Origin of the sequence: Actinopolymorpha cephalotaxi, assembly GCF_013408535.1 — a bacterium.
GTDB lineage: Bacteria > Actinomycetota > Actinomycetes > Propionibacteriales > Actinopolymorphaceae > Actinopolymorpha > Actinopolymorpha cephalotaxi.
Genome location: NZ_JACBZA010000001.1, coordinates 1,536,798 through 1,557,681, shown reverse-complemented (window position 1 = coordinate 1,557,681; position 20,884 = coordinate 1,536,798). Strand labels below are relative to the sequence as shown.

Here is a 20,884-nt window from a genome sequence, read left to right as displayed (position 1 = left end):
GCGCCTCATCCCCAAGGCCCAGGTTCGGAATAACCACGACAAGGAGCAAGCATGCCGGTCTCCGTCACCCTTCCCGCCCTAGGGGAGAGCGTCACCGAGGGAACTGTCACGCGGTGGCTGAAGCAGGTGGGCGAAACCGTCCAGGCTGACGAGCCGCTGCTCGAGGTCTCCACGGACAAGGTCGACACCGAGATTCCCGCGCCGAGTGCCGGCGTCCTGCTGCAGATCACCGTCGGTGAGGACGAGACCGTCGAGGTCGGCGCCGAACTCGCCGTCATCGGTTCGGAGGGCGAACAGGCCGAGGACGGCGGCGCGGACGACTCCGCCCAGGCCGAGCAGGAGTCCGAGCAGGAACCCGCTCAGGAGGAGGAGCCGGCGGAGGACGCGGCCGCGCAGGAGCAGGAGGAGCCCGCCCCGGCGTCCGCGAACGCCTCGGACGGCGGGTCCGCCGAGGGCACCTCGGTCACCCTGCCCGCGCTCGGCGAGAGCGTCACCGAGGGCACCGTCACCCGCTGGCTGAAGCAGGTCGGCGACAAGGTCGAGGTCGACGAGCCGCTGCTGGAGGTCTCCACCGACAAGGTGGACACCGAGATCCCGGCCCCGAGCGCCGGCACCCTGGTGCAGATCACCGTCGCCGAGGACGAGACCGTCGAGGTCGGCGCCGAACTCGGTGTGATCTCCAGCGGTGCCGCGGCGGCCCCCCGGCACGCCGCGCCGAAGCCCACCGAGCCGGAGCAGGCCGAGGAGAAGCCGGCCCAGAAGGCCGAGCCGGAGCCGAAGCCGGAGCAGAAGGCCGAGCCGAAGCCTGAGGCCAAGCCCGAGCCGAGGCGTGAGCCCGAGCAGCCGGCGGCCCGCCAGGAGCCGGCCCGCCCCGCGGCGCAGAAGCCGGCCGCCACCGACGAGGGATCGGCGGCGTACGTCACTCCGCTGGTACGCAAGCTGGCGGCCGAGCACCAGGTCGACCTGTCCTCGGTGTCCGGCACCGGCGTCGGCGGGCGCATCCGCAAGCAGGACGTGCTGGACGCGGCGAAGGCCCGGCAGGAGGCGGAGAAGGCCACCAGCCAGCAGGCGGAGTCCGCCGAGGGCCTGCCCGGTGCGGCGCCGGCCGTCCAGTCCGCGCCGGCCCAGCCCAGCCCGCTGCGCGGCACGACCGAGAAGCTCAGCCGGCCCCGCAAGGTGATCGCCCAGCGGGTGCACGAGTCGCTGCAGAACACCGCCCAGCTCACCACGGTGGTCGAGGTCGACGTGACGGCCATCGCCCGGATCCGTGACCGGGCCAAGCGCGGCTTCCAGCAGCGGGAGGGCATCAAGCTGTCCTTCCTGCCGTTCTTCGCCAAGGCGGCGCTGGAGGCACTCAAGGAGCACCCGAAGCTCAACGCCAGCCTGGACCTGGACAAGGGCGAGGTGACCTACCACGCCAACGAGAACCTCGTGATCGCGGTCGACACCGAGCGCGGGCTGATGGTGCCGGTCATCCACGACGCCGGTGACCTCAACGTCACCGGGCTCGCCAAGCGGATCACCGACCTGGCCGAGCGCACCCGTACCAACAAGATCACGCCGAACGAGATCTCCGGCGGCACGTTCACCATCACCAACACCGGCAGCCGGGGCGCGTTGTTCGACACGCCGATCTTCTTTCAGCCGCAGGTCGCCATCCTGGGCACCGGCTCGGTGGTGAAGCGGCCGGTCGTGGTCGACACCCCGCTCGGGGAGACCATCGCCATCCGGCACATGGTCTACCTCGCGCTGAGCTACGACCACCGGCTGATCGACGGGGCGGACGCCGCGAGGTTCCTGGTCGCGGTCAAGACCCGGCTGGAGGACGGCAGCGTGGCCGCGGAGTTCAGCAGCTGAGTTCTCCGCGCACGGTCCCCGCGTTCGGTTCGTGACGACTGAACCAGATCCGGCAAGGACACCTGTCGGCCCGTTCCCGGACTCTCCGGGGACGGGCCGACGCGCGTCCTGAACCTGCCCGAGCCAGCCCCGAGCCAACTGCGAGCTGTCCGGGACCTGATCTTGGCTGAGCATGCGGGCCGCCTCCCAGGGCATGCTGGCCGCATGAGATTCGTTCTGGCGGGTGCGTCGGGGTTCCTCGGACAGGCGCTGCGTACGCGGCTCACCGGCGAGGGGCACGAGGTGACCCAGCTGGTACGCCGGCCGCCGCAGGCCGCGGACCAGGCACAGTGGGACCCCGACCGGGGCCAGGTCGACGCCGAGGTGCTCGCCGGCGCCGACGCGGTGGTCAACCTCGCCGGGGCCAGCATCGGCCGGGTGCCGTGGACGCCGTCCTACCGGCAGACGATCCGGACCAGCCGGCTCGCCACCACCTCGACGCTCGCCCGGGCGCTGGCCGACCTGCCCGAGCCGCCGGTGTTCGTCTCCGGGAGCGCCACCGGCTACTACGGCAAGGACCGCGGCGACCTGCTGCTGGACGAGGACTCACCTCCCGGCGACGGCTTCCTCGCCGAGCTGTGCCGCGACTGGGAGGCGGCCACCGATCCCGCCGAACGCGCCGGCGTCCGGGTCGTGCACCTGCGTACGTCACCGGTGTTCGACCGTTCCGGCGGGGCGTTCAAGGTGATGGAGCTGCAGTTCCGGCTCGGTGCGGGCGGCCGGCTCGGATCGGGCCGGCAGTACCTCCCGATGATCGCGCTGGACGACTGGCTGTCGGCCGTGCGGTTCCTGGTCGGCCGAGCGGACGCGCGCGGCCCGTACAACCTCACCATCCCCGAGCCCACGACCAACGCCGAGTTCACCAAGGTGCTCGGCGCGGCCCTGCGCCGGCCGACGCTGCTGCCGGTGCCCGCGGTGGCGCTGCGCACGGCGCTCGGGGAGTTCTCCGCGGAGATGCTCGGCAGCGTCCGGCTGGTGCCGCGCCGGCTGCTGGACGCGGGGTTCACCTTCGCCGCACCCGACGTCTCCTCACTGGTGGACAGGGCGCTGCACCGTTGAGGCCGGGCCGATCCGCTGCTGCGACGCGCCGGGTCAGCGCTCCTCTATCCGGGAGATCAGCCAGCCCTGGCCGGTCCGTACGAGCGTGATCCGGCGGTTCTTCGGCTCACCGGCCGGTCGGGGCACTCGTTCCCCGTCGTCGGACACCACGGAGTACGCCTGCAACTGGTCGACGACCCGGAGCACCGCCCGGTCAGGGCGTTCGCTGTCGACGTGCAGCGTCCGGACCGCGAACCGCAGGCCCTCCAGATGGCAGCCCGCGCGCACGCACTTGTCGATCTCGGTGCGGTCGTCGGCAGCCAGGTCGGAGCCGGCCGGGTAGTAGACGCCCGCGAGCACTGCCGGGTCGTTCGTGGCGTACGCCTGCGCGCGGCGCGCGTCCAGGGTGGCGAGCACCTTTCGCCACCTGGCCTCCGCGCCGGCCGGGCCGGGTGGAATCCGCGGCGTGGCGGACCTGTTCAGCGTCGGCGTGGGCTTCGCCGTGGGACGGCTCGTCGCGCTCGGGGCCGGAGTCTCGGGCGCGGCCGGGGCCGTCGGCGAGGTGCTCGGCGCCGCCGTCCGCCCGGCGTCCGGAGCGTTGTCGGAACGCTTCGCCCAGGCGATCCCGCCGACGACCGCGCCGGCGACCAGCACCACCACGGCCGCCGCGGCGGCGATCACGCGAATCCGTGAGCGGCGTTCGTCGTCTTCGTCGTCCAGGTCCAGATCCAGGTCGCCGTCCGGGCCGCCGGGTACACCGGGCACGGTGAACTCACCCGGATCAGCCGAGGTGCGCTCGGCGGTCGGGCTCGCCGGAGGCGATCCGTCCTCCGGGGTGGCAGCAGGGGCTTCCGGAGCCGGGGAGGCGCCGGTCATCGCCGCGAGGTCGGCGTCGGTGAGTACCAGCCCGACCGGGAAGCGCACCGGCGCCGGCGGGCACGCGGCGTAGAGGAGGTCGGCGAACTGCGCGGCGGTGGGCCGGCGAGCAGCCACCGGCTGAAGTCCCGCTCCGACGGCGTGCAGCAGGCCGGGTGGTGCGTCGGGCACGGCCTCGGCCAGCGGCGGGCGGGCCTGGCCCGGCCGCGGGACCACCCCGGTCAGCGCGGTGTAGCAGACCGCGGCCAGCCCGTAGACGTCCCCGGCCGGGGTGGTCGCGGGTCCGGGCGGGCCGTCGGGATCGGTGTAGCCGTGCGTGCCGAGACTCTCGCCGCCCTCGACCAGCGCGAGAACGCCCACGTCGGTGAGCAGGGGCCGCCCCTCGGCGGTGTAGAGGATCGCCTCCGGAGTCACGTCGCCGTGCAGGAGCCCGCGCTCGTGCGCCGCGGCCAGTGCCTCGGCCACCGGTGCGGCCGTGGTGACCACCTCACCGGGATCCAGCTGGCCGCGCCCGTGCAGGAGCTGGTCGAGGCTGCCGCCGTCGGCGTGGTCCAGCACCCAGACGACCTCGTCCCCGAGGGGCAGCGCCTCGTGCACCCGCACCAGGTGCGGATGGCCGATCATGGCGAGGACGGCCGCCAACCGGCGTACGTCCTCCCGTGCGTCCGGTGTGCGGGGGCGGATCCGCCGCAGGGCAACGTGGTCACCGGTGCCGTGGCGGTGGGCCTCCCACACCTCGCCGGTGGCGCTCGCGCTGATCAGCGCACCCAGGTCGTACCCCTGAACGCGAAACTGCGCCCCCATGGTCGCCTCTCGTACGGTCTGAACGGTGTCGTCGTCGGACGGTGTCGCTCGTCGAACAGCCTCGAACGGTGTCGCTTGTCGAACGGTCTCGAACGGTCTCGAACGGTCTCGCCGGAGGCCGAAACCCTAGCGGGACGGCTCGGCCGGCGTCGTCCCGGCGATCTCCCTGCTCGCGGCGATCAGCCAGCCGCCGTCGGTGCCGGAGCGTTCGAGGGTGATGCGGAAACGCCTCGGTGGCTCGCCGTCGCGCGGATAGTAGTTGCCGTCGATCTGGATGCGGTAGCGCTGCAGCTGGCTCTCGGCGTCCACGACCACGCGGTCCGAGCCCTGCGACACCACATGCAGGGAACGGATCGGCGTACGAAGACCGTCCACGCTGGTGACGCCACCCTGCTCGTACTTCCGCAGCCTGGTGAGGTCGTCGTTCATCGGGACGGAGCCTGGCGTGTAGACCTGGTTGAGCAGTGCGGGTTTCCACTCCTTCCAGGCCCTGGCCCGGCGTACGTCGAGGTCGTCCAGCACCTTCGCCCACCGGGCCTCAGCCGGCGACATGGCCGCCATGGTCGAGGTCGGTGTGGGATCGGCGGCGGGCTCGCGGACGGCCCGCCAGCCGAGTACGCCGGAGACCGCGACCACCACCAGCAGCACCGGAACACCGGCCAGCAGGAGCAGCCGCCGGCGGCCCGAACGCCTGGCCTCGTCGACGCCTTCGGTGTCCTCGGTGTCCTCGGAGTCTTCCGAGTCCGTCGCCTCGGCCGCCGGCGCGTGGCCCGCTTCCGCGGGCGCCGCGCCGGTGTCGCCGTACGCGCTCGGGAAGTCCGGTGGCGGGGTCGGCCCGGCTGCGCGCGGCCGGGTCCCGCTCCCCCGTGCCGGATCCCATCCGCCCCGCGTGCCGGAGTCGCTGCCCAAGTCGGTGCCGGACTCGGTGCCGGGCCCGAGGTTCGGACCGAACGGCGCGGAGTCTCCGCCACCCGAACCGGACGGGAAGCGGACCGGCGAGGTCGGGCAGGCCGCGGCGAGCTGGGCGCCGAACTGCGCCATCGCCGGGCGCTGTGAGGGCCGGGCCTGCAGGCCGGCCTCGACGATGTGCGCCAGCGCCGGCGGAACCCCCGGCGCCATCTGGTGCAGCGGGCGGCGGCCGACCCCGGTCTCCGGTGTCGCCCCGGTCAGCGCGGTGTAGCAGACGGCGGCCAGCCCGTAGACGTCACCGGCCGGCGTCGGCGGCGTGCCGTCGTGGCCAGCCGGGTCGGAGTAGCCGACGGTGCCAGCCTCGCCGCCCTCCACGAGTCGCAGCAGCCCGGCGTCGGCGAGCAGCGGGCGGGCGTCGGCGGTGAAGAGTACGTTCTCCGGCGTCACGTCCCCGTGCACGATGCCGCGCCGGTGCACCGCTTCCAGCGCGCCGGCCATGGCGGTCGCCACCGTGACGACCTCACCGGGGTCGAGCGCCGGCCGGGCCAGCAGCAGCTGGCCGAGGCTGCCGCCCTCGGCGTAGTCGAGGACGAACACCACCTCACGCTCGTACGGCAGCATCTCCCGGATCCGCAGCAGGTGCGGGTGGTCCAGGGGCTCCAGCGCGGAGACGATCCGGCCGGCCTCCTCCTGCGCGGCGGTGTCCCGGGGACGGACCCGCTTCAGGGCCGCCTGTGCACCCGAGGCCGGCTCCCGGGCCAGCCAGACCTCACCCGCCGGTCCGGCGCCCAGCAACCCCTCGATGTCGTATCCGTCGACGTGGAAGTCACCCTGCATAGTGGGCCAATGATTCCATGGTGATCGAGTCGGGAGCGCGTCGCGGCGAGACCCGTTCCACGGCGGGGATCCGGGAGCGTTCTAAGCTGCGGGCATGGGTTCCCCGCGGTTCGTCCGGGCCGGCTTCGGGCCGGACGCGGTCGACTACACCACCGCCTGGGCACGTCAGCGCGAGGTGCATGCCGCGCGCGTCGCCGGCCAGGCCCCCGACACGGTGCTTCTGCTGGAGCACGAGGCGGTCTTCACCGCCGGCAAGCGGACCGAGCCGCACGAGCGCCCGGTCGACGGTACCCCCGTCATCGACGTGGACCGCGGCGGCAAGCTCACCTGGCACGGTCCCGGTCAGCTGGTCGGCTACCCGATCGTGCGGCTGACCGAGCCGATCGACGTGGTGGCGTTCGTCCGCCGGCTCGAGGACGCGCTGATCGCGGTCTGCGCCGACGCGGGTGTCCACACGGACCGGATCGAGGGCCGCAGCGGGGTGTGGGTGCGAGCCGACGAACGCGGCCCCGACCGCAAGATCGCCGCCATCGGGCTGCGGGTCGCCCAGGGCGTAACCATGCACGGGTTCGCGCTCAACTGCGACTGCGACCTGTCGGCGTACGACCGTTTCGTACCCTGTGGCATCACCGACGCGGGCACGACCTCGCTGTCGGTCGAGCTGGGCCGGCCGGTGGGGGTGGCAGACGTGCTCGACTCCGTCGAACGCCGGCTCACCGAGGCGCTGGCTCCGGTGGCCGGCCAGGTGGCCTGAGGACTACTCCGGGCGTCCGCCGAGCACCGGCTCCGCCGACGGGAACGTCAGGTCGACGTTGCGGAACGGCACCATCGCCAGCACCAGCGCGTGGGCGTAGAACGCCACCCGGTCGATGACACCGCCGGTGAGCGGGCCGACCGTCCCGGTCGTGGACTTGGTGTCGGTTCCGCCCAGTACGTCGTCGGTGGCGGTGCCGAGCTCCACACCCGCGCGAACCCGGTCGGCGATCTCCGCGGGGAGGGCGAACGTCGCGGTCCGGCTTTCGCCCCGGATAACCGGACCGTCGGGCCCGCGGCGGCCGAGGACGACGATCCAGGCCATGCAGTCCAGGGCGCCGTCGCGTTCGATCACGCCGCCCTCGACCCCGACCCACAGGTTGGCGTCCGGGCGGTCCTGACGGGCGGCCTCGGCGCGGTTACGGGCACCGCGCAGGGTCTCCTCGTCGCCGACCGGCTGCTGCGGCACTCCCGAGGCGACGTCCACCGTGACGGCGTCCACCTCGTCCTGACCCAGGGCGACCTTGACTGCTTCGAGAGTGGCGCGGCGCTTGACCGGATTGCCCGAGGCGATGACTACACACATAGACACGCGCACAACCTAACCCCGAGCGGCAAACCCGGGGCACGGGAGGGCGGCGTACGCACGCACTTCCGGACGACTCGCCACCGCACCGTACGCTGAGGGGGTGACTGCGCTGGCCCCTGACGGACGAAAGCTGCTGCGGCTCGAAGCGCGCAACAGCCGGACACCGATCGAGAAGAAGCCCGAATGGATCAAGACCCGGGCCCGGATGGGTCCGGAGTACACCGAGCTCCGCTCACTGGTCAAACGTGAGGGGCTGCACACGGTGTGTCAGGAGGCGGGCTGTCCCAACATCTACGAGTGTTGGGAGGACCGCGAGGCGACCTTCCTCATCGGCGGCGACCAGTGCACCCGGCGGTGCGACTTCTGCCAGATCGACACCGGCAAGCCGGCCGACCTGGACCGTGACGAGCCGCGCCGGGTGGCCGAGAGCGTCCGCCAGATGGGCCTGCGCTACGCCACGATCACCGGCGTCGCCCGCGACGACCTGCCCGACGGCGGTGCCTGGCTGTACGCCGAGACGGTGCGCGTCATCCACGAGCTCAACCCCGACACCGGGGTGGAAAACCTCATCCCGGACTTCAACGGCAAGCCCGACCTGCTGCGCGAGGTGTTCGACTCCCGGCCGGAGGTGCTGGCCCACAACGTCGAGACCGTGCCCCGGATCTTCAAGCGGATCCGCCCCGGTTTCCGGTACGAACGCTCGCTGGACGTCATCCGGCAGGCCAGGGAGTACGGCCTGGTCACCAAGTCCAACCTCATCCTGGGCATGGGCGAGGAACGCCACGAGATCAGCGCGGCGATGCGCGACCTGGTGGACGCCGGCTGCGAGTTGCTGACGATCACGCAGTACCTCCGCCCCTCCGTGCGCCACCACCCGGTCGAGCGCTGGGTGAAGCCGGAGGAGTTCGTCGAACTCTCCGAGGAGGCGAGTGGACTAGGCTTTGCGGGAGTGATGTCCGGACCGCTCGTCCGCTCCTCCTACCGCGCCGGCCGGCTCTACCGCCAGGCGCTGGAGTCCCGGGAGCAGCCGGCGCCGTCCGCCTGACGCAACCACCCGTGCCGGGGCAGCCGACCCGGCATGGCCCAGCAGACCTTGAGGAAGGACCCAGCAGCCGACCATGGCCAAGCGCGACGAGACTCCCGAGAAGCAACAAGGCCGGGTCGCCCAGGTCCGTGCCGCCTACTCGATCACGAAGGAAGTCCAGCCGCGGATCGGGCTGATGCTCGCGGGGATCTTCCTCGCCGTGATCGTGGTGTTCGTCGCCGTCGGCTTCGTGCTCAAGAACCCCATCCTGTGGGGTGTCACGGGCATTCCGTTCGCCGTACTGCTCACCGTGATCTTCTTCGGCCGGCGCGTGGAGAAGGCCGCCTACTCCCGCCTGGAGGGCCAGCTCGGTGCCGGGGCGAACGCCCTGTCCACCCTGCGCAAGGGCTGGACGGTCGACCCGGCGGTCGCGGTGACGCGCAACCAGGACGTCGTACACCGGGTGGTGGGCCGGCCGGGGATCGTGCTGGTCGCCGAGGGCGCGCCCAACCGGGTCGGCAACCTGCTCGCCAACGAGAAGCGCAAGCACGCCCGGGTCGCTCCCGACACGCCGATCTACGACGTCGTGGTCGGTGACGGTGAGGGACAGGTTCCGCTGCGCAGGTTGTCCGGCCATGTCATGAAGCTCCCCCGCAACCTCCGCCCGGCCGAGGTCACCGAGGTGCTCAACCGGCTGAAGGCGCTGTCGGCCAACCGCAGCCAGCTGCCGATCCCGAAGGGTCCGCTCCCCCGCAACGCCAAACTGCCCCCGGGCGCCTCCCGCCCCCGCTAGCCCGCGACGTCCCGCGCCCCGGGTAGTCCCGGGGTGTCCAGGCGTCCGGGTGTGCGGTCAGCGTGCGCGAACCAGGACGGTGCCGGCCAGCCGGTCGTGCAGACCGCGGCCGTCGGAGTCCACGACCAGCGGCGGGATGACGAGCAGGACGAGCACCGCGCGGATCAGCGACCGGGCGAAACCCACCGGCCGGCCGTCCAGGCGGGCGACCACCAGGTGCCGCATCCGCTGGCCGATGCTGGCGCCGACGAACGCCGTCATCAGCCAGATCTCCACCCCGAACACCATCAGCGGGACGAAGTCGACGGCCGTCACCGGCGACTGCCAGACGCCTACGTCGCGGACCAGGGCGATCGCCACCAGGTTGGCCAGCAGCCAGTCCAGGAGCAGTGCGGTGACCCGGGCGCCCCAGCCGGCCAGCGCGCCGCGGCCTTCCTCGGGCAGGCCCAGTCGATAGCCGGCGTACTGCTGCTCGGTGGCCGCGTCCGGACTCCGGCGAGACCTCTGCTGCTCGGGCATGGTCTGAGGTTATCCTCTGACACTTCCGGTCCCACGGGACCGTGGACGGGTCCCGTCAGGCGGCCGAAAGGCCCCACGAGGCCTCCGGCGCGGCTCCTTCCGCGCCCTCCGGCGAGGTGCGGGGTCGGTGCCCCGCGCCAGGTCCGAGTGCGCCAAACTGGCCGTAACACGCGCGCAACATTGGCGATACGGCAGGGAAACGGCCAGCTCCTAGCGTCGCCTGCCAAGAGACGGAGGAGGGCCGAATGTTCGAAAGCGCCGACGAGCTGTTGGCATTCGTACGTGACGAGGGCGTCGAGTTCATCGACGTTCGCTTCTGTGACCTGCCGGGGGTCATGCAGCACTTCAACGTGCCGGCGGGGTCGTTCACCGAAGACGACATCGCCAACGGCCTGATGTTCGACGGGTCCTCGATCCGCGGCTTCCAGGCCATCCACGAATCCGACATGAAGCTGGTTCCGGACCCGGCGACCGCGTTCGTCGACCCGTTCCGGGAGCACAAGACGATCGCGATGAACTTCTCGATCGTCGACCCCTTCACCGACGAGCCCTACAGCCGCGACCCGCGCAACGTCGCCGCCAAGGCCGAGGCCTACCTCAGGGCGAGCAACATCGCCGACACGGCCTACTTCGGGCCCGAGGCCGAGTTCTACGTCTTCGACGACGTGCGGTTCGAGACCAAGCAGAACGCCGGTTACTACCACATCGACTCGATCGAGGGTGCGTGGAACACCGGCAAGGAGCAGGAGGGCGGCAACAAGGGATACAAGCCGCGCTACAAGGGTGGCTACTTCCCCGTCGGGCCGACCGACCACTTCGCCGACCTGCGCGACAAGATGGTTGCCCAGCTGCTGGCGTCGGGCATCGAGGTCGAGCGCGCGCACCACGAGGTGGGCACCGCGGGCCAGGCCGAGATCAACTACAAGTTCGACTCGCTGCAGCACGCGGGCGACACGCTCATGCTGTTCAAGTACATCGTCAAGAACGTCGCCTGGAACGAAGGCCACACCGCGACGTTCATGCCGAAGCCGCTGTTCGGTGACAACGGTTCGGGCATGCACTGCCACCAGAGCCTGTGGAAGGACGGCCAGCCGCTCTTCTACGACGAGCTCGGCTACGGCGGGCTGTCGGACATGGGCCGGTGGTACATCGGTGGGCTGATCAAGCACGCGCCCAGCCTGCTGGCGTTCACCAATCCGACGGTCAACTCCTACCACCGGCTGGTCCCGGGCTACGAGGCTCCGGTCAACCTGGTCTACAGCCAGCGCAACCGGTCCGCCGCGGTGCGGATCCCCGTCACCGGTACGAGCCCGAAGGCCAAGCGGATCGAGTTCCGGGTGCCGGACCCGTCCTGCAACCCGTACCTCGCCTTCGCCGCCATGCTGATGGCCGGCATCGACGGCATCCGCAACAAGATCGAGCCGCCGGAGCCGGTCGACAAGGACCTGTACGAGCTGCCGCCGGACGAGCACGCGGCGGTCGAGCAGGTTCCGGCGTCGCTGGGCGCGGTCCTCGACCGGCTCGAGGTCGACCACGACTACCTCCTCGAAGGTGGCGTGTTCACCCCGGACCTGATCGAGACCTGGATCGACTGGAAGCGCACCAACGAGATCGACCCCGTGCGTCTGCGTCCGCACCCGCACGAGTTCGAGCTGTACTACGACATCTGATCCGCCCGGCCTTCGGGCCGACGGATCCGACGAACGGCGGCCGGCCCGCACTCGCCCCAGTGGCGGCGTGCGGGTCGGCCGCCGTTTTCCACAATCATGTGTACCGAATGTGTACCGGCGCGGCCCCTGAGCTGGTGCGCCTCACGCGGCATCCACATGGAGCACTGACGATCATGCGGCGGACCGGTCGGCCGAGGTCATCACTCGTAGTCACAGAGAGTTGCGAGCATTGGACCCGAGCAGCGACGATGATCCATATGAGTCCTGTGGATGAGCCCATCGAGGTTGTCGCGGCCAGGCCCGAATGGCAGGCACAAGGTCAGGTGCTGCGCATGGAGGTGTGTGACGCATTGGGGATGGACCCGGCATGCGTGGAGCACATTGGCTCGACCGCAGTAGCCGAGTTGGCGGCGAAGCCTGTGATCGACCTGATGGTGGGTTGCAGGGACGACCAGCGACACCCCGTGGCCGAACTGCTCGCTCACCGTGTCGGCTACGAGTATCTGCACGATTTCGGTGCACCAGGACGGGAGTATCTCCGACGACGGACGGGCTCCCCTTGGGCCAACGCCCACATCGTCGAACTGGGCGGCACGCTCTGGCGTGACAACCTGATGTTGCGCGACTTCCTGCGCGGCGACCCCGAGGCTGCCCGCGAGTACGGCGCAGCAAAGAAGGCGGCCGCCGTACGGACCGGTCATCTGCGTGCCTACTCGGCCGCGAAGTCGGACACCGTTCTAACACTGCTCGACCGTGCTCGGGCCTGGTCACGGCGCTGCGAGGCGCCGCTCGGCCTTTGGGCCAACGGATCCGACGAACGCCCGTTTCGCATGGGTCAAGCGGGATAGAGGCGGGCCATCGTCTGGATGGCGTCGGTCAGGTGGGTGACGAGCTGCGTCGGGGCGAGGGCCTGGACGTTCGGGCCGAGGCGAAGCAGCGTCGCCGCGGTATGCGCAACGTTCTCCATCGGGATGGTGGCGTTCCGCCAGCCGTCCGGGTCAGCGGGCGTGAGGGTGCGAAGGGCCAGCCGGGCGGCCTTTGGACCGAGGACGTCGGGGAGGGCGGTGACCCCGCTCGGGGTCAGGCGCACGACGGCGACCTCGTCAGTTTCGGCCCGCTCGTACCGGTCGACATGGGACGCCCAGAACGCAGCCAGATCGAAGTCCTCAGGCCGGGTGACTGTCTCGGGCAGCGGGCGAAGGTCCACGATCGCCGAGACGCGGTACGTACGTGGCTGACCGCGTCGCGCGGCGATCAGGTACCAAACCCCGGCCTTGAGCACCAGTCCCAGCGGGTGGAGCCGCCGGGTGACCTCGCCGGGCCGGGGCGCCCAGCGACGGTACCGGACCTCGATGGTCTGGTCCTGCCAGAGTGCCTCGGCGACGGCGAGCAGGTGTGGCACCGCGTCGGGCTCCCGGTACCAGCCACGTGTGTCGAGATGGAAACGCTGCCTGATCCGCATCGACGCGTCCCGGTACGGGGTCGGCAACGCCGCCATCAGCTTGAGTTCGGCGGCGGCCACCTGGGCGCCCAGGCCGAGTTCGGCGGCCGGCTGCGGCATGCCGGTCAGGAACAGCGACTCCGCCTCGTCGGAGGTCATCCCGGTCAACCGCGTGCGGTAGCCGTCCATGAGCTGGTAGCCACCGGTCGGGCCCTGCTCCGCATAGATCGGCACACCTGCCGCGGCGAGGGCCTCGACGTCGCGGTAGACGGTTCGGGCGGTGACACCGAGTTCCCCTGCGAGTTGTGCGGCGCTCATCCGCCCCCGGTTCTGCAGTAACAGCAGCAGGGACAGCAGTCGGCTCGCGCGCACCGGAGGCAGTCTGCCAGACCACTGACAGAGGATGTCAGGGGTAGTCCGCCACCATCGTTGTCATGAACGACTTCGACTTCTTCATCGGCTCGTGGAACGTGGTCAACCAACGACTCAGGACGCTCTTCGCCGAGAGCGACGACTGGGAGACCTTTCCCGGCACCACAACCTGCCAGCCGATCTTCGACGGCGCCGGCAACACCGAAGAGATCATCTTCCCGACGGCCGGCAACCGCGGCTTCACCCTGCGCCTGTTCGACACCGAGCGAAAGGAATGGTCGATCTACTGGGCGAACAGCCGCACCGGCGTGCTCTTCCCGCCGGTCGTCGGCACCTTCACCGACGGCCGGGGCGACTTCTACGGCGACGACACCCATGAGGGCAAGCCGATCAAGGCACACTTCATCTGGTCCGACATCACGCCCACCTCAGCGCGGTGGGAGCAGGAGTTCTCCCCCGACGGCGGAAAGACCTGGGAACCCAACTGGGTCATGGACTTCACCCGGGCCTGACCGAGCGGCTCCGGCCGGCAGGGGCCGAGCCGCACCCCTACCGGCCGCCGCGTGGAAGACCAACTTCAGCCGGAGGTGCGGAAAAGATCATCCGGATCTGTGTGTTGCGGTACCCGGCGCGGTCGAAAGCCGCGGCCATCGGAGCGTTGGCGCGTCGGTGGGGGCTGTGATCAGCTCCGCACCGTTCCCGTCGTGGCACCAACACGTCACCCTGGAGCGGGACGTCCACATAGGCTCCGGGGGTGACTTTTCCCGAGCGCGATGACTACCTGGCCGTGGCGCCTCTCACCGACGCTGAGATCGTCAGGGCCCCATGGGGCGAGTGCAGTTCTCTCGAAGCCGCGCTCGTCTGCGCGGAGTCATGTACGCCGATCCGGTAGCCGCTGACAACAAAACGTCTGCCACGAAACAGTTGGCCAACCTGCGGGACATCGACGTCCGTGAACTGCTTTCCGGACGTCGAAGTCACCCGTGATGGCCGGCGCACATGGCCCCCGGTCCGACAGTGAGGACGTCGATGACATTTGATTAAGACACCGACGACGGTGACTACTCCCAGCAGAGGCCACGGTTACATCCGGCGCTCGCAGCCCGATTCAGTCCCCTGGTCTTCGACCCTGCGCACCGCCTGACAGATGCTGCTGAGGACATACTGCTGGAGGCGGCTCGATGGGCACCATCGGCCGGCAACTCACAGCCGTGGATGTTCCACTTCCTGCGCCGCAGCACGTCGGGCCATGACGGTCTCGTGGCGCGGCTGGCTCCAAGTTCGGCCCGATGGGCGCCGTCAGCGAGTGCGCTCGTGGTCAACCTCGCGCATCGCCAGGTGGAAGGAACGGACTGGCCGTACTCGGAGTTCGCCGACTACGACCTTGGGCAAGCAGTCGCCCACATGACGATCCAGGCAACGACTATGGGCCTGTCCTGTCGACAGTTCCGAGCGTTCGACCTCGAGAAGTTGACTGACGATCTCCGCGTCCCGGCGGGATGGGCCATCGTGAGCATGACCGCGATTGGCAGAGCCAGCGACAACGGGTCGAGTCGAGAGCGGCGCAGCATTGACGACATACGCCTGCTGCGTCGGTGCCCCATCACGTCCGGGATGTGAGCGCTATGTTCGTCGTCCACGCCGGCCGGCGAACAGGCTAGGTGGCGCCTTGCGCGACCCAGCGCATCGGGTCACCCCAGCCGAGGTCGGAGATGCCCGCCGCGTCCAGTGCCAGCGCGACCAGCGTGCGCCGGTGGGCGGCGAAGGTCAGGACGTGGGCGATCATCCCGCCGTAGGTGAACACCTCGGCCGGCTCGCACAGCGCGTCGACGAACGTGTCGTCAAGCCGGCCTTGCCCGGCGGTCCCGACTACGTGCGCCAGGAAGGTCGGGCCTTCCTCGGCAAGCCGGCTGCGCAGCGAGTCCACCGCTTCGTGCTCCTCGACCGACCAGTCATAGGGCCGGTTGGCTATCGCCGCGTTCCACATGCCCATCTGCCCCACGAGGCGCGACAGCAGGGATCGGATCGTCTGCCGGTCCTCGTCGACCGACAGTTCGATCACGGCGTCGAGCCGCTCGTCGTCGAGCCGGGCGGCGCGTTCGACCATCTCGCCGACGAGCCAGATGTGGTGCTCGACCATCTTGGTCAGCAGGTCCATCGAGGTCACCTTCTTCTGGGCAGGCAGCCGAAGGCTGCCGGGTGGGTGGAAGTGCACGCTGCTCGGCCCGTCGAGGCGTAGCCGCGTGGGCCGGGTCCGGTACCGGTCCGGTCCCACCCCGTAGGCCCGGGTGAAGGCCCGCGTGAACGCCTCGTGTGAGCCGTAGCCGGCCTCGATCGCGATGTCGAGAATGGTCAGTTGGGTGGACAGCAGGCGGTACGCCGCCCGCTCGAGCAGTACCCGGCGGCGCAGGGCGGCCGGAGGTTCCCCGCCCGCCGAGGACACGATCCGGTCGAGGTGGAACCGGGACAGGTGCAGGCGTGCGGCCAGGTCAGCTGCGGTGGCGTCGTGGTCGTCGAGCACCGACGCGAGGACGTCGACGAACCCGAGGAAGTGGTCTGCTGCTGCTGGCATGCCCTCATCCTGCCGGTGCCGGAGCCCGCCGCGTTTGATCGTCGTTGCGCAACCGTCGGCGCAAAGGCGGACAAGCTGCCCAATGAGCTCAGAGGCACCAATGCCGACAATCCGCGCTTGAGGGCCTGGCCAGGGGCGCGCATCGCCATCGTCACCCCCGGACAAGGATCACCTGCCGCGCCGACGAATGCCGGGCCGGCAAGCTCGCGGCGCTTCCGGCGCCGAGCGGAGGAACTCCCCCGGGGGCTAGTGGAACTTCGCAACCAACGGGTCGTCCTCGACCACCGCCAGCTGCCAGGTCGCGTCGGGCTCCACGTCGATCCGGAGAGTCTGCGGACCGCCATCGGTGGGGTACGCCCCACTGAATTGACCGCCGTCGCACGTGTACAGCCTCGACCTCTCGTCTCCTTCGGGAAAGATGCGGTAATGCCCACCTCCCCTGCAAACGAAAGCAACGCTGAAGACCTCGGTGGGTGGGGTGAACGACAGCGTGTGGTCGCCGGTGTGGCGGAAGGGTTCGACGATGTAGTTGACTCCCGGCGGGATTCCGAGAACCTCCTCCAGGTCGGCCTCTCGCTGTGCCGAACAGGCCGTGGCCGCCACAGTCAGCAACAAGGCCGCCGTCAGGGCGGTGAAGCACCGATGTCCCCTCATGCACGTCTCCCCCGTACTCGTCCCCGCTTCGTTCGACTGATTATGGGGTCCGCACGACCTCCTGTGGAGAGAGATTTGCGGGCGGTGACCGGTTCGCCTGACGGGGACAGCTGCGCTGGTCGACGTACATCGTGCGACGCTTCGTCCGTGACGTTGGTGTGGGTGACCGGCCGAGCCCGGGCCGAGTCGTGAGGAGAGTTGCGGTGATCGGCTGCGGAGGAAGTGGAAAGTCCCACGTCGCCCGGCAGCTCGGGCAGTTACTCGGTGCGCCGGTTACCCATCTGGATGTCGTCTTCTACGACGAGGCATGGAATCGACTGCCCACGGAGGAGTTCGAGGCGGCCCAACGTGACCTGGTCCGGAGCCCGACCTGGGTCATCGACGGTAACTACAACTCGACGTTGCACGTACGGCTTCCAGCGTGCGACGCGGTGATCTTCCTTGATCTCCCCACTCGTGAATGCTTCTGGGGTGTCCTCACTCGCCAGGCCGCGCACGGTCACGGGCAGAACCGAACCCACGGGGTGTTCAACCGCGTCGACCTGGACTTCCTGCGCTACGTCGCGACGTACCGGCGAAGGATGCGGCCACGTGTGCTGAAGAAGCTTGACGATCTCGCCGGCCATGCCGAGATCGTCACGCTCACCAGCCGCCGGCAGGTACGTCGATGGCTGGCAGGACTGGAGCGACGCTCAACAGCGTGCCGCTAGAGCGGGCGGTGGAACTTGACGTACAGGCGGACGTTCCCGCCGGTCACGTTGACACCCCTGCAGACTTCTCGTCTGTCGACCAGGCTGCGAGGGCTGCACGTCTCCCGCCGCAGGCCGAGGCTGGCTGCGATCTCTGTCGGGGACTCGTTCGCAGGCCCGGCCAGGGTCAGTTCGCGCCAGCAGCCACCGGAACCGCACTGCACCTGTTCGTCGACGACCCGCACGCCAGTAGGCAGCGCGGGAACATCCGAGCGCGGTGGCACAGCCGCCTCGTCGACAGCCAGCCAGATCACCGGCGCGACGAACACGACCGCGACCGCCAGGAACGCGACTACCGTCGCGATCATGATCTTCCGGAGCACCTGCGCAGGCTAGCGCTACCCCGCGTTCGGTCCTCGTCGCAGCCTGACGGAGAGGAAGCAGGGAGCGGTGTGCAGCTTGTCGTGTGCTTCGGGATCGAGCTTCTGTAGCTCCGGTACGGGGCGAGGTTCGACAAGGCGCTCCAGCACGAACCCGGCGCCGAGGAGTTCGCCGAGGAACGTCTCCAGCGGCATACGCCAGTAGTGCGTACGCCAACGCCCTTTCGCCACAGGTCTATCGACCTTCTCGACCGCGTAGTACGAACCACCGAAGCGGTTCCAGTCGGCGGTCGGATGCATCGTGGACACCACCAGCCAGCCGCCTGGTCGTACGACGCGGGCGAGCTCGGCGAGCAACTGGTCGCGTGCGTCGACGTAGTGAATAACCAATGCCATGACGGCTCCGTCGAAGCTCGCGTCATCGGCGAATGCCAACGGCGTCTCGAGGTCGTGCTGACGGAGTTCGGCCCGCCCTTCGAGCCGGTTGGCGGCATGTTCGAGAAGTCGCGGACTTCCCTCGATGCCGACTACCGAAGCTCCACGCGCGGTGAGTTCGGCGGCGTAGTGGCCGGCACCACAGCCGACGTCGAGTATCCGCTGGTCCTGGCAGTCACCGATGCTTCACACCTCATGGCCGGCCGAATCGTAGTCACGCCGGAGTAGGCCGTAGATGGCCCCGTCGTGGTACGTGCCGTCGTCCTCCAGGGAGTACGCCCGGCGCAGGCCCTCACGCTGGAAGCCAACTCGTTGGAGGAGGCGTACCGAGCCGTGGTTGTCGGCGATCGTCTGTGCCTCCACGCGGTTGAGCTGCATCGTGGTGAACCCGAACCGGAGTATCGCGCCGAGCGCCTCGCTTGCGATCCCACGTCCCCAGTAGTCCCGGCGAAGGTCGTAGCCGACCTCTGCTCGATGATGGAACCTCTGCCAGGAGACGAACCCGAAGAGTCCGACGGCGCGGCCGTCACCGGAAAGCGTGACTGCCCAGTGGATGCCCTTCCGCGCGGCGTACTCGGCTCGCAGTTCCTCGATCAGTTGCGAGGCCTGCCGCACATCCCACATCGGCTCGGAGTTGTATCGCTGAACCTCCGGATCGCTACGCCAGACGAACAGATCGGCGGCGTCCTCGGGCTGGAACTCCCGTAGCACCACCCCCTTGCCCGTCAGCGTGGGAAATGTCGAGAAGTCGAAGATGTCAGTCACCCAGCTCACTCCACTCCGTTGGAACGGCCGTTGCGTTGACAGGCAGGGTCGGTAGCTCCCAGCGGGTCTCGCGGCGCCATGAGTGCCAGCGTTCGTCGAACGGCCAGGAGCGCTGGTCGAGCAGCGCAAGCGCCTGCTCGCGTGCCTCCTGCACGTGGCGGTGCTCGTCCTCGGTCACAATGTCGAGCCGGCGTCCCTGGTCGTCCTCGAGTTCGTCCTTCCACAGGCATGTCCCGTCCGGCTCGATCACCAGATCCAGCAGGAGGTCGAAGGTGTCGACGCCGATCGGCGTACGCCGGAAGGGACGCTGGAAGTTGACGTACGAAATCACCAACTCACCGGCAGCACCGAAGAAGAGGTCCACGCCGAAGTAAGTGCCCGGCTCCACGAGGGTGAGCTTCGTGTGGGTCTGCCAGGTCAAGGCTGTCAACTCCCACTTGCCGTTGACCAGGTTCGGTAGCGCGACGTCGCGAACGATCTCCTCTCGCCGCGAGGACGACAGCGCCGGCTGGTGGGTGGGCGCGAGTCTGCTCACTCCGGGCCAGATGGCGACTGCGAGGAGGTCGCGGGTGTCGCTCACGACCCGGAACGGTGTAGCGGTCCACACCTTGCCGCGGAGGACGTCACGGCGTACGACGGTGCTGCCCGTCGCGAACGCGCGGTCAGTGCACCTCATGGCGATCCTCGTGGATCCCGATGAGCGAGCGTTGGTACTCGACCTCACGAAGCTGTCTTCCACCACCGAAGTCGTGGACCCTGGCGTTGCCGGTCCCGCGGAATCCTGCCTTGCCGTAGAACCGGCGAGCGCGAGCGGCGCCCTCGAGCGTCCACAGACACACGTTGCCGAACGACTGCTCAGCGAGACCGATCCACGCATGGGACATGAGCAACGCGGCCACGCCGCTCCCCCATGCCGTCGGATGCGCGTAGAACCCGTACACCTCACCCAGGGTGGTGGAAAGCCCTTTGTCGTCGCTCCAGCCACCGGCGGGTCCGAAGTGGGCGAACCCAACCGACCGGCTACCGTCCTCGGCCACAAGCACGGTCGTGTCCCGCATCCTCGGATCGTCGAACAGGCCGCTCCACATGCCTCGCCGTCGACTGGCAGCGGCGGCCAGATAGTCACGGTCGAACAGATGGGCAAAGCCGGTCACCCACGCAGCGGCATGGACCTCCCCGATCGCGGTCGCATCACCGCGAACGGCCTTTCGAACAACGAAGGGCCCGAGTGGAGAGCGCGTCACTTCGGCGTCCAAGTTCGTGGCCCCTTCATCGTCGCGATCCGAGCACTCTAGGACCGTCGAGGAGGGAAGTCACCGACGCTGGCGACCCTGGGATGCTGGTCGGCATGTCCGACCAGATCATCGACGCCTTCGAAGCCGAGCACCTCGACACCGCTGCTCGTCTGTTCGTCGCCGTGTTCAACGCCGCGCCATGGAACGACAGCTGGAGTGAGGCGTCTGCCCGAGCGCGCCTTGCGGATGTCGTGGGGACGCCGGGCTTTGTCGGGGTGACCCTTGTGGACGGTGCCGAACTCGGCGGGTTCGCGATCGGACACACCGAGCAGTGGTTCACCGGGCGGCACTTTCTGCTACAGGAGATGTGCGTGCGTGCGGACCTGCAACGGAAGGGCGCCGGCACCGCACTACTCGGCGCGCTGGAGGCACATTTGGGCGACGTGGAGCAGATCTACCTCCTCACCGAGCAGAACGGTGCCGCCCACAGGTTCTACCAGCACCGCGGGTTCCGAGCCGCTCAGCGGACAGGCGTGATGACGAAGCGGATCCCGCTCACCCCGTAGTGCAAGGAGGCGGTCCGTTCGGCAAGCGTCCAGCAGTGAATCTTGGAACCCTGCGGTATCGGCTCGA

The 20,884-nt window shown here is 69.5% G+C and carries 23 protein-coding genes; 11 read left to right on the top strand and 12 right to left on the bottom strand.

All coding sequences use genetic code 11. The features are described from left to right. The first annotated feature begins 51 nt into the window (after positions 1 to 51). Both sucB and FHR37_RS07000 read left to right on the top strand, forming a co-directional pair. Entirely contained in the window at positions 52 to 1,857 is a 1,806-nt protein-coding gene (gene sucB / locus FHR37_RS07005) for a 2-oxoglutarate dehydrogenase, E2 component, dihydrolipoamide succinyltransferase (protein WP_092882924.1), read from the top strand. Between the two features lie 204 nt (positions 1,858 to 2,061). After that, entirely contained in the window at positions 2,062 to 2,955 is an 894-nt protein-coding gene (locus tag FHR37_RS07000) for a TIGR01777 family oxidoreductase (RefSeq protein WP_092882925.1), read from the top strand. A gap of 33 nt (positions 2,956 to 2,988) precedes the next feature. Here FHR37_RS07000 and FHR37_RS06995 read toward each other — a convergent pair whose 3' ends face one another. Further along, positions 2,989 to 4,614 (bottom strand): serine/threonine protein kinase, encoded by a 1,626-nt coding sequence (locus FHR37_RS06995; RefSeq protein WP_092882926.1) that lies wholly within the window; start codon positions 4,612 to 4,614, stop codon positions 2,989 to 2,991. A 126-nt stretch (positions 4,615 to 4,740) separates the two neighbouring features. Further along, on the bottom strand, positions 4,741 to 6,360 hold the full coding sequence (locus FHR37_RS06990; protein ID WP_092882927.1) for a serine/threonine protein kinase: 1,620 nt from the start codon (positions 6,358 to 6,360) through the stop codon (positions 4,741 to 4,743). A gap of 94 nt (positions 6,361 to 6,454) precedes the next feature. On the opposite strand from FHR37_RS06990, the gene lipB reads away from it, so the two are divergent. Next, entirely contained in the window at positions 6,455 to 7,114 is a 660-nt protein-coding gene (gene lipB / locus FHR37_RS06985) for a lipoyl(octanoyl) transferase LipB (RefSeq protein ID WP_092882928.1), read from the top strand. A 3-nt stretch (positions 7,115 to 7,117) separates the two neighbouring features. Here the strand turns inward: lipB and yjjX are convergent, their stop codons facing one another. After that, on the bottom strand, positions 7,118 to 7,699 hold the full coding sequence (gene yjjX, locus FHR37_RS06980) for an inosine/xanthosine triphosphatase (protein WP_092882929.1): 582 nt from the start codon (positions 7,697 to 7,699) through the stop codon (positions 7,118 to 7,120). 103 nt (positions 7,700 to 7,802) lie between these two features. Between yjjX and lipA the strand changes: the two genes are divergently transcribed. Both lipA and FHR37_RS06970 read left to right on the top strand, forming a co-directional pair. Then, complete coding sequence (gene lipA, locus FHR37_RS06975) at positions 7,803 to 8,747, top strand: lipoyl synthase (RefSeq protein WP_092882930.1); 945 nt, start codon at positions 7,803 to 7,805, stop codon at positions 8,745 to 8,747. Positions 8,748 to 8,820: 73 nt separating this feature from the next. Then, complete coding sequence (locus tag FHR37_RS06970) at positions 8,821 to 9,519, top strand: DUF4191 domain-containing protein (RefSeq protein WP_092882931.1); 699 nt, start codon at positions 8,821 to 8,823, stop codon at positions 9,517 to 9,519. Positions 9,520 to 9,576: 57 nt separating this feature from the next. On the opposite strand, the gene FHR37_RS06965 is transcribed toward FHR37_RS06970, so the two are convergent. Continuing rightward, the gene (locus FHR37_RS06965; protein ID WP_092882932.1) at positions 9,577 to 10,038 is read right to left on the bottom strand and encodes an RDD family protein; all 462 of its coding nucleotides are present in this window, start codon (positions 10,036 to 10,038) and stop codon (positions 9,577 to 9,579) included. Between the two features lie 245 nt (positions 10,039 to 10,283). On the opposite strand from FHR37_RS06965, the gene glnA reads away from it, so the two are divergent. Beyond that, on the top strand, positions 10,284 to 11,708 hold the full coding sequence (glnA, locus tag FHR37_RS06960) for a type I glutamate--ammonia ligase (RefSeq protein ID WP_092882933.1): 1,425 nt from the start codon (positions 10,284 to 10,286) through the stop codon (positions 11,706 to 11,708). A gap of 248 nt (positions 11,709 to 11,956) precedes the next feature. After that, positions 11,957 to 12,556 (top strand): GrpB family protein, encoded by a 600-nt coding sequence (locus FHR37_RS06955; protein WP_175542461.1) that lies wholly within the window; start codon positions 11,957 to 11,959, stop codon positions 12,554 to 12,556. Here FHR37_RS06955 and FHR37_RS06950 read toward each other — a convergent pair. Further along, positions 12,544 to 13,521, bottom strand: a complete 978-nt coding sequence (locus FHR37_RS06950; RefSeq protein ID WP_092882935.1) for a helix-turn-helix transcriptional regulator — start codon at positions 13,519 to 13,521, stop codon at positions 12,544 to 12,546. The genes FHR37_RS06955 and FHR37_RS06950 overlap by 13 nt on opposite strands. Before the next feature lie 62 nt (positions 13,522 to 13,583). On the opposite strand from FHR37_RS06950, the gene FHR37_RS06945 reads away from it, so the two are divergent. Beyond that, positions 13,584 to 14,033, top strand: a complete 450-nt coding sequence (locus FHR37_RS06945; protein WP_092882936.1) for a hypothetical protein — start codon at positions 13,584 to 13,586, stop codon at positions 14,031 to 14,033. A 604-nt stretch (positions 14,034 to 14,637) separates the two neighbouring features. Beyond that, a complete protein-coding gene (locus FHR37_RS06940; protein WP_092882937.1) occupies positions 14,638 to 15,141 on the top strand; it encodes a nitroreductase family protein in 504 nt (167 codons plus the stop codon). Between the two features lie 37 nt (positions 15,142 to 15,178). Here the strand turns inward: FHR37_RS06940 and FHR37_RS06935 are convergent, their stop codons facing one another. Together FHR37_RS06935 and FHR37_RS06930 are read right to left on the bottom strand one after the other, a co-directional pair. Further along, on the bottom strand, positions 15,179 to 16,093 hold the full coding sequence (locus FHR37_RS06935; RefSeq protein WP_092882938.1) for a helix-turn-helix transcriptional regulator: 915 nt from the start codon (positions 16,091 to 16,093) through the stop codon (positions 15,179 to 15,181). 246 nt (positions 16,094 to 16,339) lie between these two features. Continuing rightward, positions 16,340 to 16,747, bottom strand: coding sequence for a hypothetical protein (locus FHR37_RS06930; protein WP_092882939.1), 408 nt, complete (start codon positions 16,745 to 16,747; stop codon positions 16,340 to 16,342). A gap of 203 nt (positions 16,748 to 16,950) precedes the next feature. Here FHR37_RS06930 and FHR37_RS06925 point away from each other — a divergent pair, with 203 nt between their 5' ends. Continuing rightward, a complete protein-coding gene (locus FHR37_RS06925) occupies positions 16,951 to 17,457 on the top strand; it encodes a P-loop NTPase family protein (protein ID WP_202884495.1) in 507 nt (168 codons plus the stop codon). On the opposite strand, the gene FHR37_RS06920 is transcribed toward FHR37_RS06925, so the two are convergent. The 5 genes from FHR37_RS06920 to FHR37_RS06900 are packed head-to-tail and all read right to left on the bottom strand — an operon-like array spanning position 17,454 to position 20,272. Then, entirely contained in the window at positions 17,454 to 17,804 is a 351-nt protein-coding gene (locus FHR37_RS06920) for a hypothetical protein (protein ID WP_139238904.1), read from the bottom strand. The two genes, FHR37_RS06925 and FHR37_RS06920, sit on opposite strands and share 4 nt — an antisense overlap. Positions 17,805 to 17,834: 30 nt before the next feature. Further along, positions 17,835 to 18,434 (bottom strand): class I SAM-dependent methyltransferase, encoded by a 600-nt coding sequence (locus FHR37_RS06915; protein ID WP_092882942.1) that lies wholly within the window; start codon positions 18,432 to 18,434, stop codon positions 17,835 to 17,837. A 3-nt stretch (positions 18,435 to 18,437) separates the two neighbouring features. Continuing rightward, entirely contained in the window at positions 18,438 to 19,016 is a 579-nt protein-coding gene (locus FHR37_RS06910; protein WP_092882943.1) for a GNAT family N-acetyltransferase, read from the bottom strand. Beyond that, positions 19,009 to 19,692 (bottom strand): DUF402 domain-containing protein, encoded by a 684-nt coding sequence (locus tag FHR37_RS06905; protein WP_139238905.1) that lies wholly within the window; start codon positions 19,690 to 19,692, stop codon positions 19,009 to 19,011. Before FHR37_RS06905 ends, FHR37_RS06910 begins: the two co-directional genes overlap by 8 nt. Next, positions 19,679 to 20,272 carry a GNAT family N-acetyltransferase gene (locus tag FHR37_RS06900; protein ID WP_092882945.1) on the bottom strand — a complete coding sequence of 198 codons (594 nt, stop codon included), beginning with the start codon at positions 20,270 to 20,272 and terminating at the stop codon, positions 19,679 to 19,681. The genes FHR37_RS06905 and FHR37_RS06900 overlap by 14 nt, the downstream gene beginning before the upstream one ends. A 92-nt stretch (positions 20,273 to 20,364) precedes the next feature. Here FHR37_RS06900 and FHR37_RS06895 point away from each other — a divergent pair, with 92 nt between their 5' ends. Next, a complete protein-coding gene (locus FHR37_RS06895) occupies positions 20,365 to 20,817 on the top strand; it encodes a GNAT family N-acetyltransferase (protein WP_175542462.1) in 453 nt (150 codons plus the stop codon). Positions 20,818 to 20,884: the final 67 nt, after the last annotated feature.

Coding starts and splice junctions, on each gene's coding strand:
- sucB (WP_092882924.1), top strand. CDS start 52: ATGCCGGTCTCCGTCACCCTTCCCGCCCTAGGGGAGAGCGTCACCGAG.
- FHR37_RS07000 (WP_092882925.1), top strand. CDS start 2,062: ATGAGATTCGTTCTGGCGGGTGCGTCGGGGTTCCTCGGACAGGCGCTG.
- FHR37_RS06995 (WP_092882926.1), bottom strand. CDS start 4,614: ATGGGGGCGCAGTTTCGCGTTCAGGGGTACGACCTGGGTGCGCTGATC.
- FHR37_RS06990 (WP_092882927.1), bottom strand. CDS start 6,360: ATGCAGGGTGACTTCCACGTCGACGGATACGACATCGAGGGGTTGCTG.
- lipB (WP_092882928.1), top strand. CDS start 6,455: ATGGGTTCCCCGCGGTTCGTCCGGGCCGGCTTCGGGCCGGACGCGGTC.
- yjjX (WP_092882929.1), bottom strand. CDS start 7,699: ATGTGTGTAGTCATCGCCTCGGGCAATCCGGTCAAGCGCCGCGCCACT.
- FHR37_RS06970 (WP_092882931.1), top strand. CDS start 8,821: ATGGCCAAGCGCGACGAGACTCCCGAGAAGCAACAAGGCCGGGTCGCC.
- FHR37_RS06965 (WP_092882932.1), bottom strand. CDS start 10,038: ATGCCCGAGCAGCAGAGGTCTCGCCGGAGTCCGGACGCGGCCACCGAG.
- glnA (WP_092882933.1), top strand. CDS start 10,284: ATGTTCGAAAGCGCCGACGAGCTGTTGGCATTCGTACGTGACGAGGGC.
- FHR37_RS06955 (WP_175542461.1), top strand. CDS start 11,957: ATGATCCATATGAGTCCTGTGGATGAGCCCATCGAGGTTGTCGCGGCC.
- FHR37_RS06945 (WP_092882936.1), top strand. CDS start 13,584: ATGAACGACTTCGACTTCTTCATCGGCTCGTGGAACGTGGTCAACCAA.
- FHR37_RS06935 (WP_092882938.1), bottom strand. CDS start 16,093: ATGCCAGCAGCAGCAGACCACTTCCTCGGGTTCGTCGACGTCCTCGCG.
- FHR37_RS06930 (WP_092882939.1), bottom strand. CDS start 16,747: ATGAGGGGACATCGGTGCTTCACCGCCCTGACGGCGGCCTTGTTGCTG.
- FHR37_RS06920 (WP_139238904.1), bottom strand. CDS start 17,804: ATGATCGCGACGGTAGTCGCGTTCCTGGCGGTCGCGGTCGTGTTCGTC.
- FHR37_RS06905 (WP_139238905.1), bottom strand. CDS start 19,692: ATGAGGTGCACTGACCGCGCGTTCGCGACGGGCAGCACCGTCGTACGC.
- FHR37_RS06895 (WP_175542462.1), top strand. CDS start 20,365: ATGTCCGACCAGATCATCGACGCCTTCGAAGCCGAGCACCTCGACACC.